We start from the raw sequence: 16010 nt of genomic DNA on the forward strand, positions 1-16010 counted from the left end.
CGTTCGCTGGTGGCTTTTTTTATTGGAGTAATCCATGGCAAAGCCGGACTGGGGCGAGCTTCAGCAACGGTTCCTGTCCGATCATGCCGCAACCGGCGTATCACCGAAGGATTGGTGTGAAGCGCAGGGACTGAATTACGCTACTGCCCGCCGATATATCAAGAAACCCACTGCGCAAACTGCGCAAAAACCTGCGCAGAAGAAATTGCGCACTGCGCAAAAGGAAAAGTGCGCAGAAGAGCTGGTGGATAGCAAACTGAGTCCAAAGGTAAAGCGCTTCATTGCCGAATACCTCAAGGACAATAACGCCACTGCCGCCGCAGAGCGAGCGGGTTATAGCGACCCAAACTATGGCCGTCAGCTTCTAACGAATCCTAACGTTGCGCAGGCCATTGCGCAGCAGCAGAAAGCATCCATCGTGCGCACGCTGGGAAGTGCCGATGAAGTGCTTGAGCAGATGTGGCGGCTGGCAACGTTCGACGCCAACCAGCTTTCTCAGTATCGCCGCGGGAGCTGCCGTTACTGCTGGGGCTTCGGTCATCAGTATCAGTGGCGCGATGCCGTAGAGTACGAAGAGAAGCGCCTCGAAGCACTTGAGCGTAAACGTCGGGAACCTTTGGATGATGGGGGATACGGCTACGACCACACTAGCGCACCTAACCCGGAATGTCCTCGCTGCAATGGGGATGGTATCGGCCAGCCTTTCTTCGCTGATACGCGCAAGCTGGAGCCTGATGCAGCGCTTGCCTATTCCGGCGTGAAGCTCGGAAAGAACGGTGTGGAGATAACCGCTATCAGCCGCGAGCGAATGTTCGAGGCGGTGATGAAGCGTCTCGGCCTGGCTGATAGTGAATTCGCCCAGCGCCTGCAGCAGATAGAAATTGAGCGCCGGCAGCTGGAGATCGACAAACTTCGCAAAGAACTGGCCGCTGACCCGGAAGATGACGAGCCAACGCCAGTTGCGATCAATATCAACGTAGTCGATGCGCGAGTGAGGGAAGAGGATGGCGATAGCACCGACGCTTAACGTTCCTCAGGCCAAATTCCTTGCGATGCAGTACAAGTTTAAGGCCTATGTCGCCGGCTTCGGTTCTGGCAAAACATGGGTCGGTTGTGGCGGCATCTGCAAAGGAATGTGGGAACACCCAAAAATCAACCAGGGTTACTTTGCCCCTACGTATCCGCAGATCCGTGACATCTTTTATCCCACCGTTGAGGAAGTAGCCAATGACTGGGGGCTGAATGTCAAAATCAACGAGGGGAACAAAGAGGTTCACTTCTACGCCGGGCGCCAGTATCGCGGAACCACGATCTGCCGCTCGATGGAGAAACCACAAACCATCGTTGGTTTTAAAATTGGTAACGCGCTGATTGATGAGCTGGACGTGATGCCCGCGCAAAAGGCGCAATTAGCCTGGCGAAAAATCATCGCGCGTATGCGTTACAAGGTGCCCGGCCTGCGTAACGGAATAGACGTCACCACGACGCCGGAAGGGTTTAAATTCGTTTATCAGCAGTTCGCAAAGGCTGTGCGTGATAAACCCTCTCTCTCAACGCTGTACGGACTGGTTCAGGCCTCGACGTTCGACAACGAAAAGAACTTGCCGGCGGACTACATCCCGTCATTGATGGAGTCATACCCGCCGGAACTGATAAAGGCTTATCTGCGTGGCCAGTTCACCAACCTGACCAGCGGGACGATTTACCATCAGTTCGATCGTAAGCTGAATAACTGCCGGGAAGAGGAGCAGCCCGGCGAGCCTCTGTATATTGGTATGGATTTTAACGTCGGGAAGATGGCCGGGATTGTTCACGTGTTACGTCTGGGGCTTCCGTTTGCGGTGAATGAAATCGTGAAGGCTTACGATACCCCTGACATGATTCGCATCATCAAAGAACGGTTCTGGCTGTACGACGGCAAAGATTATCGCAAGGTGCGTGAAATCTATATCTATCCGGATGCTTCCGGTGATTCTCGTAAATCCAGCAATGCCAGCGCCACTGATATCGCCCAGCTTAAGCAGGCTGGCTTCAATGTGGTTGTTAATGCATCAAACCCACCAGTGAAAGACCGCATCAACTCGATGAATGCCATGTTCTGCAATGGCAACGGCGAACGTCGCTACAAGGTGAACGTACAGCGCTGCCCGGTGTACGCAGAATCGCTCGAACAACAGGTCTGGGCCGAGAACGGTGAGCCGGATAAAACGGCGGATAACGATCACCCTAACGATGCCGGCGGGTATTTCATTGTGAAGCAATTCCCGATCATCAAACCAACCGGAAAAGTCACCCAACTGCGGATGTAAAAACATGCCTGATATTTCAACGCCCAACCTCGACTATAACGATATGGTTGAGGCATGGGATATTAATGATGCGCTGATGGGCGGCACGCTGGAAATGCGCCGGCAGGGCAAGAAGTATCTCCCGAAATGGCCGAACGAAGATCCTGAAAGCTATAAGGAGCGTTTAGCTTCGGCAACGTTACTACCTGCCTATGAAGAGGCCATTAAACAAAACATCGGGCGAGTGTTTGCTGAGCCGACGGTATTGAGTGAGGACTCTCCTGAACAAATACGAGAGTTGTCGCCAGATATTGATATGGAAGGAAACCGGCTCGATGTCTGGGCACAGCAATTTTTCAGCATCGGATTCCAGTATGGTCTGGTACATGCGCTGGTGGACTTCCCGAAAATTGACCCGGAGGCAGTAAAAACTAAAGCCGACGAAAAAGCCGCGGGATCCCGCCCGTATGCTACGATGTTAAATCCTCGCCAGGTCATCGGCTGGAAATCGAAAGTGGTTAAAGGGAAAGTGGTGCTGACCGATCTGCGTATCAGAGAGGTCATCATTATTGATGGCGATGATTACGGGCAAACGAAAGTTGAGCAAATACGCCATATCATGCCGGGTAAGGTTGAAATTTATCGCCGAAATAAAGGTGAAAATGGTGAAAGCCAGTGGCAGATTCACGACGAGTGGGAAACCAGTCGCGATGATATTCCCCTGGTGACGCTTTACACGAAGCGAACAGGCTTTATGCGCGGTTCACCGCCACTGCTTAATCTCGCTTTACTGAATATCAAGCACTGGCAGAGTCAGAGTGAACAGGACAACATCCTGCATGTCGCTCGTGTGCCGTTGCTGGTGGCTTACGGTCTGGCTGATGGCGAAACGTTGACGATAGGTTCTTCCTCTGCGACTCGTTTCGATGACCGCCAGCGGCAGGGACTGGAATATGTCGAGCATACCGGGGCTGCGATTGAAGCCGGTAAGATTTCCCTTGAGGATCTGGAAAACCAGATGCGTCAGGCCGGCGCAAAATTGCTGCGCGCGGAAAACACATCGACTAAATCCTTAGACCAGACTCACGAAGAGCGGATGCAGGAGAATTCACCTCTCTACACCATGGCAAGCTCGCTTGAGGATGCGCTCGATAATATCCTGCAGATTATGGCGGAATGGCTGGGCGAGAAAGAAGGCGGCAATGTCGATGTACGCACCGAACTGGACGTTTCAGCCCAGACGTTTGATGCCGCAGCTGCAACGGCTGTTCAGTCGCTCCGTCAGGGGGGGGATATACGTCAGGTTGATGCTGTTCGCGTTTTGCAGGCCCTCAAATTTATCGATCCGGACGCGAAGCCCGAAGAGGTAATCGACGAGTTGCGGAATCAGCAGGTCACGCTTGCCGGCGGGCTGAGTAACCAGGGGGGTGCAAATGGCAACGGCGAATGACAAGCTTCAGGATGAATCGATAGCGCATGCGATATGGGTAGCGCGGTACAGCACCAGCGTTGCAAACAGAATGATAAAAATCCTGAATGACAGCGATGCGGAACTGACAGCCAGATTGCTGGTGGCGATGGATAGCCTGGATGCTGACAGCTTTACCGTGTCGCGAATGGAAGCGCTGCTCGTTAGTGTCAGAGCTCTCAATCGTGAGGCTGTGCAGTCAATGTACGCGGGCCTATCTGATGAGCTGCAGCAACTCGCCCAGCACGAAGCAGGCTTTCAGATGAGCCTGTTCCAGTTTGCGATCCCCGATGATGTTCTATCGCTTCATCCACTGGTGGGCATTTCACCGGATGTCGTTTATGCAACTGCGATGGCACAGCCGTTTCAGGGGCGCCTGCTTTCGGAGTGGGCAGATAACCTTGAAGCTGACAGGATGGCTAGAATATCCAATACAGTGCGGCAGGGTTTTCTCCTGGGCGATACCCATGAGCAAATCGCCAGAAAGGTCCGGGGTCATGCTAACCGTGGCTATCAGGATGGCGCGCTGCAGATGAGCCGCTCCAATGCTGGCAGTATTGCAAAAACGGCTGTAGGGCATCTTGCTTCGACTGCCAGGAAAAGCTTTGCAGACGCGAACGATGACATTTTGAAGGGTAAGCAGTGGTTATCCACTTTGGATAACCGTACATCAAAAGACTGTCGGATTCGCGACCGCCTCAAGTACACACTGGATAACAAGCCGATCGGCCATAAGGTGCCGTATCTGCAGGGACCCGGGAAAATCCATTTCTGCTGTCGCAGCGTCGAAACCTACATCCTGAAATCGTCTGATGAGCTCGGTATTGCTGTAGGGCAAATATCAAATAGCTCACGCGCCAGCATGGACGGGCAGATGCCTTTGGATACCGATTATCAGGGCTGGTTCTCGCGCCAGTCGTTCACGCGACAGTCCCAGATCGTTGGCGTAACCCGGGCCCGGCTGATTCGTGACGGCGGCATGTCGCCTGATGACCTCTACAACGACAAGGGCGAATGGCTGACTCTGGAGCAACTTCGTAACCTGGATGCTCAGGCGTTCAGCAACGCCAGACTTTAAAGCTTTTTAAGTCTTCAATCAGGCTGCCTCCGGGCGGCCTTTTTTATTGCCGTGATCCGGATGGTGAGCGGTGCAACGGTCGGATGACCACCGAAAAGGTAACCACATGAAACTGAAAACAGTCGAAGTTAACGGCAAAAGCTATGCAGAAGTCGATTCCAGCGGTTTACCCGTCTACGTCCACGATGACGGCCAGGAAGTTGGTTTTGATGCTGTGCAGGCCGTTGGGAAAATCTCCTCTCTGAATGGCGAGGCAAAATCTCATCGTGAAGCCAAAGAAGCCGCTGAAGCCGGTCTGGCTAAGTTTGCCAAAATCGGCGATCCGGCAAAGGCGCTCGAAGCGCTGGAGATGATGACTAAAATCGACCAGAAAAAACTGATCGACGCAGGCGCCGTTGATCAGGTTAAAGCGGATATCACCAAATCCTTCCAGGCGCAGCTTGATGAAGCTACCCAGCGTGCGACGACCCTTGAAGGCCAGCTTTATCAGGAAATGATCGGCGGCCGTTTCTCTGGGTCGAAATTCATCGCAGATAAAGTAGCAATCCCGGCAGATATGCTTCAGGCGCGGTTCGGTCAATCCTTCAAAGTCGAGGATGGCAAAGTCGTTGCCTATGACGGTTCAGGCAACAAAATTTATTCCCGCTCTAAACCGGGCGAACTGGCGGCCTTTGATGAGGCGCTGGAGTTCCTGGTGGAGCAGTACCCACAGAAAGACCACATTCTGAAGGCCAGCGGCAACCAGGGAGGCGGCTCACGGCAGTCTCAGCATTCACTCGGGCAGAAAACGATGAAACGCGATGCGTTTACCAGTTTGAGCCCGACAGATCAGCAATCAACTCTCAAAGACGGTATCACCATCGTCGATTAATTCTTTGCCAGCTGCCGGATGGCTGCTGGTGCCGGAGCTGGATAGCTCAACCAACCCTATATTTTAATCTCCAAGGAATCCATACACATGGCTAATACGCTTACCGGGTTGATCCCGACTATCTTCACGGCTCTGGATACCGTATCTCGCGAACAGGTCGGTTTTATCCCGGCTGTATCGCGTAATGCGAAAGCTGATGCAGCTGCGAAGGACCAGACTGTTACTGCGCCGGTTGCGCCACCGGCAACCACTGTTGATATTACCCCGGGGGCTACTGCGCCAAATGACGGCGACCAGACGATCGGCGCCGTTGATGTCAAAATCACCAAATCCAAAATGGCCCCGGTCAAATGGAACGGTGAGGAACAACTGGCGCTGGGGCCCGCAGGGACATACAACACCATCCTTGCTGATCAGTTTAAGCAGGCTTTTCGCGCGCTGGCTAATGAGATGGATGCAGATCTCGCGGCTTTGTATTTCGCTTCCTCCCGCGCTGTCGGTACGGCTGGTACTGCTCCATTCGGGATTGCGGGCGATCTGTCAGATGCGGCAAATGCGCGCCAGGTATTGTCCGATAACGGCTCCCCGACTACCGATTTGCAGATGGTCCTTGGTTCCTCTGCGATTGCTAACCTCCGTGGTAAACAGTCAGTTCTGTTCAAGGTGAACGAGTCTGGTACCGATGCGCTGCTGCGTGAAGGTATCGTGGGCCGTCTGGAGGGATTCAACATCCACGAATCTGCACACGTCAAAAAACGTGCAGCATCGGCTGCCGCTGATTATCTGGTAAATGGTGCAAAATCTGAGGGTGACATCCTGATCGCGATTGATACCGGCACGGGTTCTTTCACGGCAGGTGATATTGTGACGTTTGACGGTGACAGCAACAAATACCTCGTTGCTGCAGCTACTGCTACCACTATTACCCTGGCGGCACCGGGCTTGCGTCAGGCGCTGGCGGATAACTCCGCGATTACTACCGTAGGTGGATATACCGCAAACATGGCATTCGACCGTAACGCGTTCCTGCTGGCTGCGCGTACCCCGGCAATGCCGCAGGGCGGTGATACTGCGGATGACGTCATGAACGTTACTGACCCGGTGTCAGGCATCACTTATCAGGTTGCTCTGTACCGCCAGTATCGCCAGGTGCGTTACGAAGTCGGTTTGTCCTGGGGCGTAGCAGCAGTTAAGTCGGCGCACTCAGCGTTGTTGCTGGGCTGATAAATAGGGGCTTCGGCCCCTTTATTTTTGTGGAGGGCTTATGGCCGGATTAACAAAAGAGCAGCGCGCACAACGAGCTGCTGAGCAAACTGCGTTTACGCAGGCGGATAACAACGTATCTGTATCGACCACATCGCAGTTGGTGGCGATGGTTACCGATTTCCCGGCATTCCCCGGCGCTCCTAATACCGCCAACGTTCACCCTGATGAAGTGGAGAACTGGAAGGCGCACGGCTGGAAAGAAATGGAGTGATGCATGATCACTTTCATCACCGTTGGAGATGTCAATTCGATTCTCGGTGCCACCTGGACAGATGAAAGCAAAAAAGCCAAATCTGTGCTGATGACTAATACCTGGATGAATGGGCTTAACCTGAAACTGCCGTGCGATAAGGCAACTCACGAAACCATCATTCCTGACGATGTAAAACAGGCTGGCGCCTATGCGGCGCTGGCGGCGGCAAATGGCGGGTTGTATCAGCAGAAAACTGACTCTGGCGTGCTCCTCAGCAAGACGGTAGATGCCGACGATGTCAGCGTTTCCAAAACCTTCGCAGAACTTGCTACCAACAGCTCTGCATTGCTTGATTCTGACCTGCAGCTGGCTCTGGCCATGCTTAAGCCATACGGTGTTAATCAGTCGCAGGTGCGGCTGGTGAGGGGGTAACATGCAAAATCCGGATGTGCATTATGCCGGTGACGGGCTCGGTCCTCGCGATGTGTTTGTGAATGGAAACCCGATCAGACATGTCGTTTACGCAAACCCGGCAAAGGGCGTTGTTGAGTTTGCTCCGCTCCCGCTGCGGGTTAAGCGCAGCGGCGCAATTTATACCCGAAAACTCCACGGTACGGTGATCGTTAAACCTCAGCAGCGTAGTGGTGGGTGCAATGGGAATTCGTGACGAACTGCAAACCGAAGTCGCTGCGGCATTCGATACCGACCTGAAGGATGCTGTTAAGGATTTCACTGGAACATACACCGTACGAGGTGACTGGGACCCGGTTACGGAAACCGGCACTGAAACGCAGGTGACTTACTCGGGGCGCGGAGTGCTGGCGCGCTATAAACTCCGCCGCATCGATGGTGTTAACATCCTTCATGGTGATGTGAAACTCACAGCCCTCGTTAATGAGGTCACCGACAAGCCAGAGGTTGAGCACATCATCACGGCACCTGACCCGATCACTGGCGTACTCCAGCGCTACGAGGTCATTAGCGCTTCTGCAGACTCTGCTGGTGCTGCGTACTCCATTCAACTGCGGAGGGCGTGATATGGCTAAGGGCTGGAACATTGACCCGGCGGCATTCGCCGGGCTGGTGGAGGACGACGTCAGGTTACGGCAAAGAACCATCGCCATTCAGCTGCTGAATGAAATCGTCCAGCGATCGCCTGTAGGTAACCCGGAGTTATGGGCTATCAACGCCACTGCGGTGCAGTACAACAAAGCGGTAGGTGAATGGAACGAATCTCTTTATGCCGATCCTGCCAACCTGACAAAGACAGGCCGTCTCAGAAAGAAAGCACGTGTTAACGATGGCATGGATATCCGGCGTCCGGCTGAGTATCGCGCAGGAACTTTCCGGGCGTCACACTTTGTCAGTATTGGAGAACCAGATCATTCAATACCATCAGAGCCTGACCCGCGCGGAACAATGACATTCCTCAACGGGAAAAATATCATCAATCAGGCGCCGGCCTACTCGGTGATTTACATTCAGTCAAACCTCCCTTACTCCGTACCGCTGGAGAATGGCCACTCTACGCAAGCGCCGACAGGCGTCTATGCCGTCTCATTTAATGGTGTGATTCAGGCCTACAAATGACCCTCACAGAAATAAGAAACGTTGTCATCAGACGAATGACGACGCAGACCGCTATTGCCCAGGATGCGGTGGATTATCCAAACGGTCCTGTATTCGATCCCAGCGGTCGAAAAATCTGGGCGCGTCTTACTGACATCCCCGGACAAGCAGGTGCTAACGAAATTGGAGCGGGCCCGACTGTCCACCGAACAGGGGTTCTCATCATCCAGCTTTTCGTCCCTGTTGGTTCAGGCACTCTGCAGCTGACTCAGGCCGCCGACAAATTAACGCAACTCTTCGAGTTTCAGGACGACGGAGCGCTGAGTTATTTCGCCGTATCCGCCATCCCGGCAGGTGAAACCGATGGCTGGTCTCAGCTCAATCTTCAAATCCCTTATCGCGCTCTGTAGCGCACAATCAACAGGAGGCTCCTGTGAGTTCAGGCGCAAAAGTAGTAACCGCGTTTATTCGCGAAACCACACCGGGAGAGACACCCTCTGCTGGTGTCTGGAACCTGTTACGCCGTTCGTCGTTCGGGCTGATGCCAACGCAGAACACCAACGATAACGATGAAATCGGCGGTGATCGTATGGCGCAGGGCGTTTCCCGTGGCACGATTGATGTCGGCGGTGATGTCGGCACCAAATTTCGCTGGAATCAGCATGATGATTTTCTGGCGAGCTGTTTCGGAGCGGATTGGCTCGATAATGTGCTGACGATGGGCAACAACCGCATTACTTTTTCAGTTTCTTCATACGCTGATGATGTAGGGATCGCACAGATTGCCCGCGGTTGCCAGGTTGCAACTTTCCAGATTGAAATCCCGAATGATGGCGACATCACTGCGACCATTACCTTCGCCGGGCTTGACTGGGAAACCAAAGCCGACGATACCAGCTATTTCACTAACCCGGTGGATGGTGCTGGCGCGCTGCGCTATTCGTTTAAGGAAGTGACAGGCCTGAGTCTGAACGGAGTGGCGGGTGGTGCCGGCTTCTGTGTGGATACGTTTAATATCCAGTTTGATAACAACATGCAGACTCAGCGCTGTATCGGTACCGGCTCAGCATTTGCTGGCGCAAACATTCCGACGACCTTTACACCGTCAGGCCAGATCACGCTGTCATGGTCCAAGGCGGCCTGGGAGATCTACAAAAAAACCTTCACCGGCGAAACGGTGCCGTTTACCTTCACGCTGGAGAACGCCGAAGGCGCTTATACCTTCAGTTTTCCTGAAGTGCAGATTTCTGGCGACTGGCCGGACGCCGGGAATACTGACATCGTACAGGTTCAGCTCGATATCACGGCCGCCAATACGCCGCCAACCATTACCCGCGCGCCAAAAGTACCGGCGACGGCAATCAGTGTTGCGCCAGCCACTTCAAATGGCGCAGTCGGCTCTACGGTGACATTAACTGCCACGCTTACGCCTGCTGATTCAACAGATATCGTCCAGTGGACGTCATCTGACCCTGCGATTGCCAGCGTAGTTTCTACCGGGCAAAAAACGGCGAAAGTGACACGCAATGCTGCCGGGAACGCCACGATCACCGGGAAGGCTCGCACCTTTACGGCAACCTCTGAAATCACTGTCACCGCACCTTAATTTCCCTGACCCGTTCCGCAGAACATCGCGGTTCGGGCTTTTTATGGAGTCTGTATGCTGATTATTTCTTCTCGACTTGATCTGAGTGGCGAGCGTTGGTTTTTCCCTTTTAAAAAGCCTGATGGCCGTAAAAAGAAATTCACACCTGAAGAAGAAGCACTGTTTAAACTCCGCCTGCTGGTGACCAGCAGCGAGAATCCACAGTACCGCTCACGCAATGCGCTAGTGCGGCGCCATATCGACAAAATGGACGCGAGCTATCAGGTCGGTACCGACGCGTTCGATCTCGCCAGCGTGGGTGAAATTGACTCAATTGATGATCTGCTCATCGATAACTGCGCGCGCTTTCTTTTGAAAGACTGGGAGGGAGTAGGTGAGCTGGTGGATGGTATTGAGAAGGCTGTAGCGTATACGCCCGAACTTGGCGTCGCGTTACTGAAGCAGAACCCCGCGTTGTATTGGCTGATTCTGGCAGAGGCTGCAAACATAGCTCAGGGTAAGGAGCAGCAGACTCAGGAAACCGTAAAAAAGCCCTAGAGGCGCAGGCGTGGCTAAAGGAGTTCGGGGGCGAAAGGGGAGATAAGGCTAAATGGCGCCGGGAGCAACTGAACCTTCCACCGATTCCTGAGCCAGAAATTGATGAAGTAACAGGGGAGATCCTCAATGCCTATGCCATGATATCGCGCAGCAGGAAATATGCTGGCATGGCCGGAGTACCGCTCCCATTATCCCTGAATGATATTGAGCTATATCTGGCATCGCGCACCATCCTGATTGACCGCACCGAGTTTGACGCCGCTATCCTGGCGCTCGACGATGCGTGGCGTGACGAGTGGGCAGCGGAGCAGAAACGACAGGAAAAACGCTAAATAATTGTAGCATTGCGATGCATAACTCATGTGTTAGGATGTTTCCGATTGCAATCAAAGGAAATATAAAATGAAAAAAGTCATCGCATTGGCGCTTGGAGCGCTGTTACTTTCGGGTTGTACTGTGCGTGTTGCAGACTTAACTGTAGCAAGTACCAAAAACTACAACCTTAACGGGGGCAAGTTCTACAAAGGTAAACGAGTTACTGCTGAAGATAGCTACCCGGTCATCATCTTCCCTACAGGGATCCCTAACGTGAAAACTGCAGCAGACCGCGCGATTGAAAAAGATCGTTGTGCTGTTGGTCTGTCAGACGTAGTTGTCACTCAGCTAAACCATGCTTTCCTGTTTGGTAAAATAGGTCTGCGTGTTGAAGGCAACCTTGTGATTGACCGCAGTCTGCCGGGTTGCGAGAACGCAAGCTGATTTATTAAGCCACCTCCGGGTGGCTTTTTAACTGATGGGTAGGGGTATGAAAGCAATTTTTGTAGGATTGGTATTATCCTTTTTTTGTACATATTCTTTTGCTCAGATTGAGGAAGTGCGGTTTTTGGATAGCATGAAATCTCAAGCGTGTAATGGAAATAAGGCGTGTGAGTCTATATTCATATCAGCAATTAGTATGACATCGAATATTGCTAGATATCATGGCGAATGCCTTAGGGACGGTGACACCTCCAGGCAATGCCTCAATGCCAAGATTACTTACGATCATATAGCATCTGAGTATGAGCAAGATAAAAAAGCTAGGCAATGAACCATGCATCCGACAGGGGGCTGACTTAGCTATAGCTAAGCGGTGTAATGCAATGCCTTGCAATAAAGAAGATAACCTTCACTGATTATCACTTCTTAAACTATTCTTAACCCGCTTAATCAGCGGGTTTTTTATTGCCCGGAGATCGCTAAATGACAGAACAAACCTCCCGCCTTGCCATTGTTATTGATAGCTCCGGAGCAGAGAAACAGGCCGATAATCTCGCAACTGCACTGGTAAAAATGACTCAGGCTGGAGACCGTGCTGCTTCGAGCGCTGGCAAGGTGATAAAGGCTACGGACGAAGAAAAGCAGGCTCTATCTGAACTTCTTGATCGTATTGACCCGGTGAATGCTGCCCTGAATAAGTTGGACAAACAACAACAGGATTTGGCGAAGTTCAAATCGAAAGGGATGGTAGATACAGATACATTTGAGCTTTATTCAAAGCGAATTGAAGAGACTCGTAACAAATTAACCGGCTTTCGTGACGACTTGAAAAAAACTGGGCAGTCTGCTGCCCAGACAGCTTTTGCAATGCGCATGATTCCCGCTCAGATGACGGATATCGTAGTCGGACTTTCTACAGGCCAATCCCCTTTTATGGTGCTTATGCAGCAGGGGGGGCAGTTAAAAGATATGTTTGGCGGTATTGGGCCAGCTATTAAGGGAGTTGGTACCTATGTTATGGGGTTGGTTAACCCTTTTACGATTACTGCCGCAGCTGTTGGTGTTCTTGGTCTTGCTTACTATAAAGGCGCTCAAGAGCAGGACGAATTTTATAAATCCCTCGTATTAACTGGTAATCAGGTAGGGAAAACATCCGGTCAACTTGCTGATATGGCTGCTCGTGCAGGAGCTGTTGCAGATTCAACCACCGGGAAAGCCGCTTCAACGTTAAATCAGTTAGTTTCATCTGGAAAAGTCGCAGGCGATTCACTGGAGCGTGTAACAACTGCAGTCATAAAAATCAGTGACGCGACAGGAATAGCCACTGAAAAACTTGTGAGTGACTTCAACGATATTGCAGCTGATCCGGTTGCGGCCATTACTAAACTAAACGACCAATACCATTTTTTAACTCTGGCAACCTACAACCAGATTAAGGCCTTGCAGGATGAAGGGAATCAGCAAGAGGCGGCACGCGTAGCGACCGATGCGTACGCCAATACCATGCAGCAGCGTGCAAATGATATTCATCAGAATCTAGGCCTTCTTGAAAGTGCCTGGGACTCGCTGGGGAAAGCAGCTAAAGGTGCATGGGATGCGATGCTCAACATTGGGCGCGAGCAGACCCTACAAGTCAAGTTAAGTACCTTAAATGAAAACATTGCCGAGGCGCAGAAAGGTCAGGCGGATGGGGGTTTTTGGAACGGGTTAAATGCTCGGTTTAGTAACCTTCCGGAGATGCTCAAACAACGGGATGCTATTCAGTCGCAAATTACAGCGGAAGATACGCTAAATGATATTTTGTCAGATCATGACAAAGCAGAACAAAAGCGCATTAAAACTCAGCAGGAAGCGGATCGAGTTAACCTTCAATACTTGAGCAATGCTGATAAGCGAAATAAAGCTATTAAGCAGCAGAGTGAGTTCTTGAAGGCTGGCGCTATCACGGCAGACCAGTACGCTAAAAATGTTTCTCGTATTAACGAGATGTATAAAGATCCAAAAGCACCAAAGATCGCGAAGACGCCTCAAGGAAAAGCCTACGCAGAGGACGCAGCAACTCGGCTTCTTGACCAGATACACCAGCAGACTGCCGCGATGCAGTCCCAGTTGGATGCCAGCGATAAACTTAATAGCGCTACGCAGGCACGGGTTAAGTTCGAACAGCAGATCGCTGACCTCAAATCTAAAACGCAACTAACCGCCGACCAGAAGTCGATTCTTTCCCGTTCTGACGAAGTATTGCAGGCCTATAAGCAGCAGGAGGCTTTGCAGAGTTCAGTTAAAACGCTGGATGACTACCGGAAAATGCAGGAGCAAATTGCACCAAAGGAATTGCGCCAAAATGAGACGTTGCAAAAACGCCTCGAAATTCTTCAGAAGATGGTTGAGCTGAAGAAACTGACGCCGGAGGCTGCTGGGAAGCAGGCGAGCGACCTGATTGGTAAATCAGTGCTGCCTGATTCCGTTATATCAGGTGTGAACAAGGCCGGTGGTACGCTGACGTCTGGAGCAACCAATAGTGACCTGTCAGGGCAGGGATTGAACATGATAGGGCTGCAAATAGAGCCGCAGCTTGAGGTTATCGAAAAGCTGAAGCAAGCCCAGACTGATTATGCTTCCTGGCTGAACCAGCAGCAGCAGGCGATCACACAAAGTACTTTACTGAATGAGCAGCAGAAGCAGCAGCAATTGCTGGCTCTCCAACAGCAAGGACAACAGAACCAGCAAGCACTAAGCACCGCAGTTTATGCCGCACAGATGCAATCAGCGCAAAACTCTTTCTCCAGTATCACCGATTCGATGGGGGCGATGTTCGGCGAGCAATCTGTAATGTATAAAGCGGCATTTGTTACGCAAAAAGCTTTTGCGCTTGCTCAGGCGGCTGTTCAATTGCCAATGGCAATGGCGCAGGCGCTTTCAAGCCAGCCATTCCCATACAACTTAGCAGCAATGGCTACTGTTGCAGGCCTCATGGCTACAATAACGTCCAGCATCTCCAGTGCTGCCGCCGTCGGCTTTGCTTCTGGTGGATATACTGGCTCAGGCGGAAAGTATCAGCCAGCGGGTATTGTTCATAAAGGGGAGTACGTTTTCGACCAGGAGTCTACAAATCGAATCGGCGTGTCACAACTTGAGGCGTTACGGAACGGCAAGCCACTTGATGCCACATTGGGGCGTTCGGGGTTTGGGACTGGCGTTCAGAACGTTAGCAACAGCCAGCAAACGACCATCATCCGCCCCACAGTCACGGTTCCTCCAATAACCATCAATGGAAATCCTTCTGACGCGACTGTGCTGCTTGTACAGCAGGCTACTCGTGAAGGAGCAAAACAAGGTTACCAGCAGGTTGCTAACGATCTGGCAAAAGGGGTTGGCCAAGTGCACAAGGCATTAACTGGGGGGTATAACACTGGACGGAGAACAGGGTAATGGCTGAAATATTTTATCCGCATGACTATCTCCCTATGCCTTTACAAGAAGGCTATGGATTCCAGCCAGTCAGCCCTTTGAAACGAACTCAACTCACCACAGGCCGGGCGAGACAACGCAGGGCGTATACCTCGACTCCCACGGAAGCGACTGTATCCTGGTTTATGGAGAGCGATGTTCAGGGGCTAACGTTTGAATCGTGGTACCGCGATGCGCTCTCTGATGGTGCGGCCTGGTTCATGATGAAGTTGCAAACCCCCGCAGGCATAAAATTCTACAAATGTCGTTTTACGGATATCTATCAGGGGCCAGTGCTGGTGGCTCCCATCTACTGGCGGTATTCGGCGACGCTGGAGTTATGGGAGCGTCCACTATTGCCTCCGCCGTGGGGTAACTACCCCGAGTGGATAGCAGGTAGTTCACTGCTTGATATCGCATTAAACAGGGAGTGGCCAAAGCATGACGGTGCTTAACCGGCTTTATGCCAGTAGCGGATCGGAAGTCATCATTGAAACGCTGCAAATCAATATCGGTTCGACGGTGCATTATTTCTGCAAGGGCTACGACGATATTACAGCGACGACCGAAAATGGCGCTGTTATAACCTTTTCAGCCGCAGCTATCGATATCGCCATCCCGGCCAGAAACAGCGACGGTACACAGGATTTGAAGTTCGCTGTCAGCAACATAAAAGGGGAGGCGAGTACAGCGATTCGTGATGCCCTGGCAGCGAGGCAAGATGGCTCTATGACTTACAGGCAATATGTTTCAACGGACCTTAACGCTCCGGCTACCGTGCCGTATACGCTCGCTATCAAATCGGGATCCTGGACAGCGCTGCAGGCACAAATCACAGCCGGCTATATGAACGTTCTCGATACCGCCTGGCCGAGATTCCGTTACACCCTTAATGAGTATCCCGGCCTCCGTTACATGAGTTGAG

At 52.0% G+C, this 16010-nt stretch carries 19 protein-coding genes; all 19 read left to right on the forward strand.

What is annotated here, in order from left to right; genetic code table 11:
* Nucleotides 1–34: 34 nt before the first annotated feature.
* Nucleotides 35–1027, forward strand: a complete 993-nt coding sequence (locus tag ABLU80_RS07920) for a terminase small subunit (protein WP_063422099.1) — start codon at nt 35–37, stop codon at nt 1025–1027.
* Entirely contained in the window at nt 1005–2309 is a 1305-nt protein-coding gene (locus ABLU80_RS07925) for a terminase family protein (RefSeq protein WP_047053455.1), read from the forward strand. Before ABLU80_RS07920 ends, ABLU80_RS07925 begins: the two co-directional genes overlap by 23 nt.
* Before the next feature lie 4 nt (nt 2310–2313).
* Complete coding sequence (locus tag ABLU80_RS07930) at nt 2314–3738, forward strand: DUF4055 domain-containing protein (protein ID WP_045419392.1); 1425 nt, start codon at nt 2314–2316, stop codon at nt 3736–3738.
* Nucleotides 3722–4834 (forward strand): phage minor head protein, encoded by a 1113-nt coding sequence (locus ABLU80_RS07935; RefSeq protein WP_063422100.1) that lies wholly within the window; start codon nt 3722–3724, stop codon nt 4832–4834. Before ABLU80_RS07930 ends, ABLU80_RS07935 begins: the two co-directional genes overlap by 17 nt.
* Nucleotides 4835–4940: 106 nt before the next feature.
* Entirely contained in the window at nt 4941–5705 is a 765-nt protein-coding gene (locus ABLU80_RS07940; RefSeq protein WP_024359389.1) for a DUF6651 domain-containing protein, read from the forward strand.
* A gap of 87 nt (nt 5706–5792) precedes the next feature.
* Entirely contained in the window at nt 5793–6929 is a 1137-nt protein-coding gene (locus tag ABLU80_RS07945) for a P22 phage major capsid protein family protein (RefSeq protein ID WP_063422101.1), read from the forward strand.
* 40 nt (nt 6930–6969) lie between these two features.
* Complete coding sequence (locus tag ABLU80_RS07950; protein WP_063422102.1) at nt 6970–7182, forward strand: hypothetical protein; 213 nt, start codon at nt 6970–6972, stop codon at nt 7180–7182.
* A gap of 3 nt (nt 7183–7185) precedes the next feature.
* Nucleotides 7186–7596 (forward strand): protein singed, encoded by a 411-nt coding sequence (locus ABLU80_RS07955; RefSeq protein ID WP_348849881.1) that lies wholly within the window; start codon nt 7186–7188, stop codon nt 7594–7596.
* A gap of 1 nt (nt 7597) precedes the next feature.
* Nucleotides 7598–7831: a hypothetical protein gene (locus ABLU80_RS07960; protein ID WP_048228844.1), complete on the forward strand. Its 234-nt coding sequence runs from the start codon at nt 7598–7600 to the stop codon at nt 7829–7831.
* Complete coding sequence (locus tag ABLU80_RS07965; RefSeq protein ID WP_348849882.1) at nt 7818–8201, forward strand: glutamate 5-kinase; 384 nt, start codon at nt 7818–7820, stop codon at nt 8199–8201. The genes ABLU80_RS07960 and ABLU80_RS07965 overlap by 14 nt, the downstream gene beginning before the upstream one ends.
* 1 nt (nt 8202) lies before the next feature.
* Complete coding sequence (locus ABLU80_RS07970) at nt 8203–8754, forward strand: hypothetical protein (protein ID WP_045419374.1); 552 nt, start codon at nt 8203–8205, stop codon at nt 8752–8754.
* Nucleotides 8751–9143: a phage tail terminator-like protein gene (locus ABLU80_RS07975; protein WP_015705691.1), complete on the forward strand. Its 393-nt coding sequence runs from the start codon at nt 8751–8753 to the stop codon at nt 9141–9143. The genes ABLU80_RS07970 and ABLU80_RS07975 overlap by 4 nt, the downstream gene beginning before the upstream one ends.
* Before the next feature lie 23 nt (nt 9144–9166).
* Nucleotides 9167–10339 (forward strand): phage tail tube protein, encoded by a 1173-nt coding sequence (locus tag ABLU80_RS07980; RefSeq protein ID WP_042896383.1) that lies wholly within the window; start codon nt 9167–9169, stop codon nt 10337–10339.
* A 54-nt stretch (nt 10340–10393) separates the two neighbouring features.
* Nucleotides 10394–10876, forward strand: coding sequence for a hypothetical protein (locus ABLU80_RS07985; RefSeq protein WP_047053440.1), 483 nt, complete (start codon nt 10394–10396; stop codon nt 10874–10876).
* A 167-nt stretch (nt 10877–11043) separates the two neighbouring features.
* Nucleotides 11044–11208 carry a hypothetical protein gene (locus ABLU80_RS07990; protein ID WP_072205652.1) on the forward strand — a complete coding sequence of 55 codons (165 nt, stop codon included), beginning with the start codon at nt 11044–11046 and terminating at the stop codon, nt 11206–11208.
* A 70-nt stretch (nt 11209–11278) separates the two neighbouring features.
* Entirely contained in the window at nt 11279–11635 is a 357-nt protein-coding gene (locus ABLU80_RS07995; RefSeq protein WP_047053439.1) for a hypothetical protein, read from the forward strand.
* A gap of 483 nt (nt 11636–12118) precedes the next feature.
* Nucleotides 12119–15067, forward strand: a complete 2949-nt coding sequence (locus ABLU80_RS08000) for a phage tail length tape measure family protein (RefSeq protein ID WP_117025800.1) — start codon at nt 12119–12121, stop codon at nt 15065–15067.
* The gene (locus tag ABLU80_RS08005) at nt 15067–15540 is read left to right on the forward strand and encodes a hypothetical protein (RefSeq protein WP_032712199.1); all 474 of its coding nucleotides are present in this window, start codon (nt 15067–15069) and stop codon (nt 15538–15540) included. The genes ABLU80_RS08000 and ABLU80_RS08005 overlap by 1 nt, the downstream gene beginning before the upstream one ends.
* Nucleotides 15527–16009, forward strand: a complete 483-nt coding sequence (locus tag ABLU80_RS08010) for a DUF1833 family protein (protein WP_045419358.1) — start codon at nt 15527–15529, stop codon at nt 16007–16009. Before ABLU80_RS08005 ends, ABLU80_RS08010 begins: the two co-directional genes overlap by 14 nt.
* Nucleotide 16010: the final 1 nt, after the last annotated feature.

The sequence above is a fragment of the Klebsiella sp. CN_Kp104 genome, assembly GCF_040064515.1.
GTDB classification, from domain to species: domain Bacteria; phylum Pseudomonadota; class Gammaproteobacteria; order Enterobacterales; family Enterobacteriaceae; genus Klebsiella; species Klebsiella aerogenes.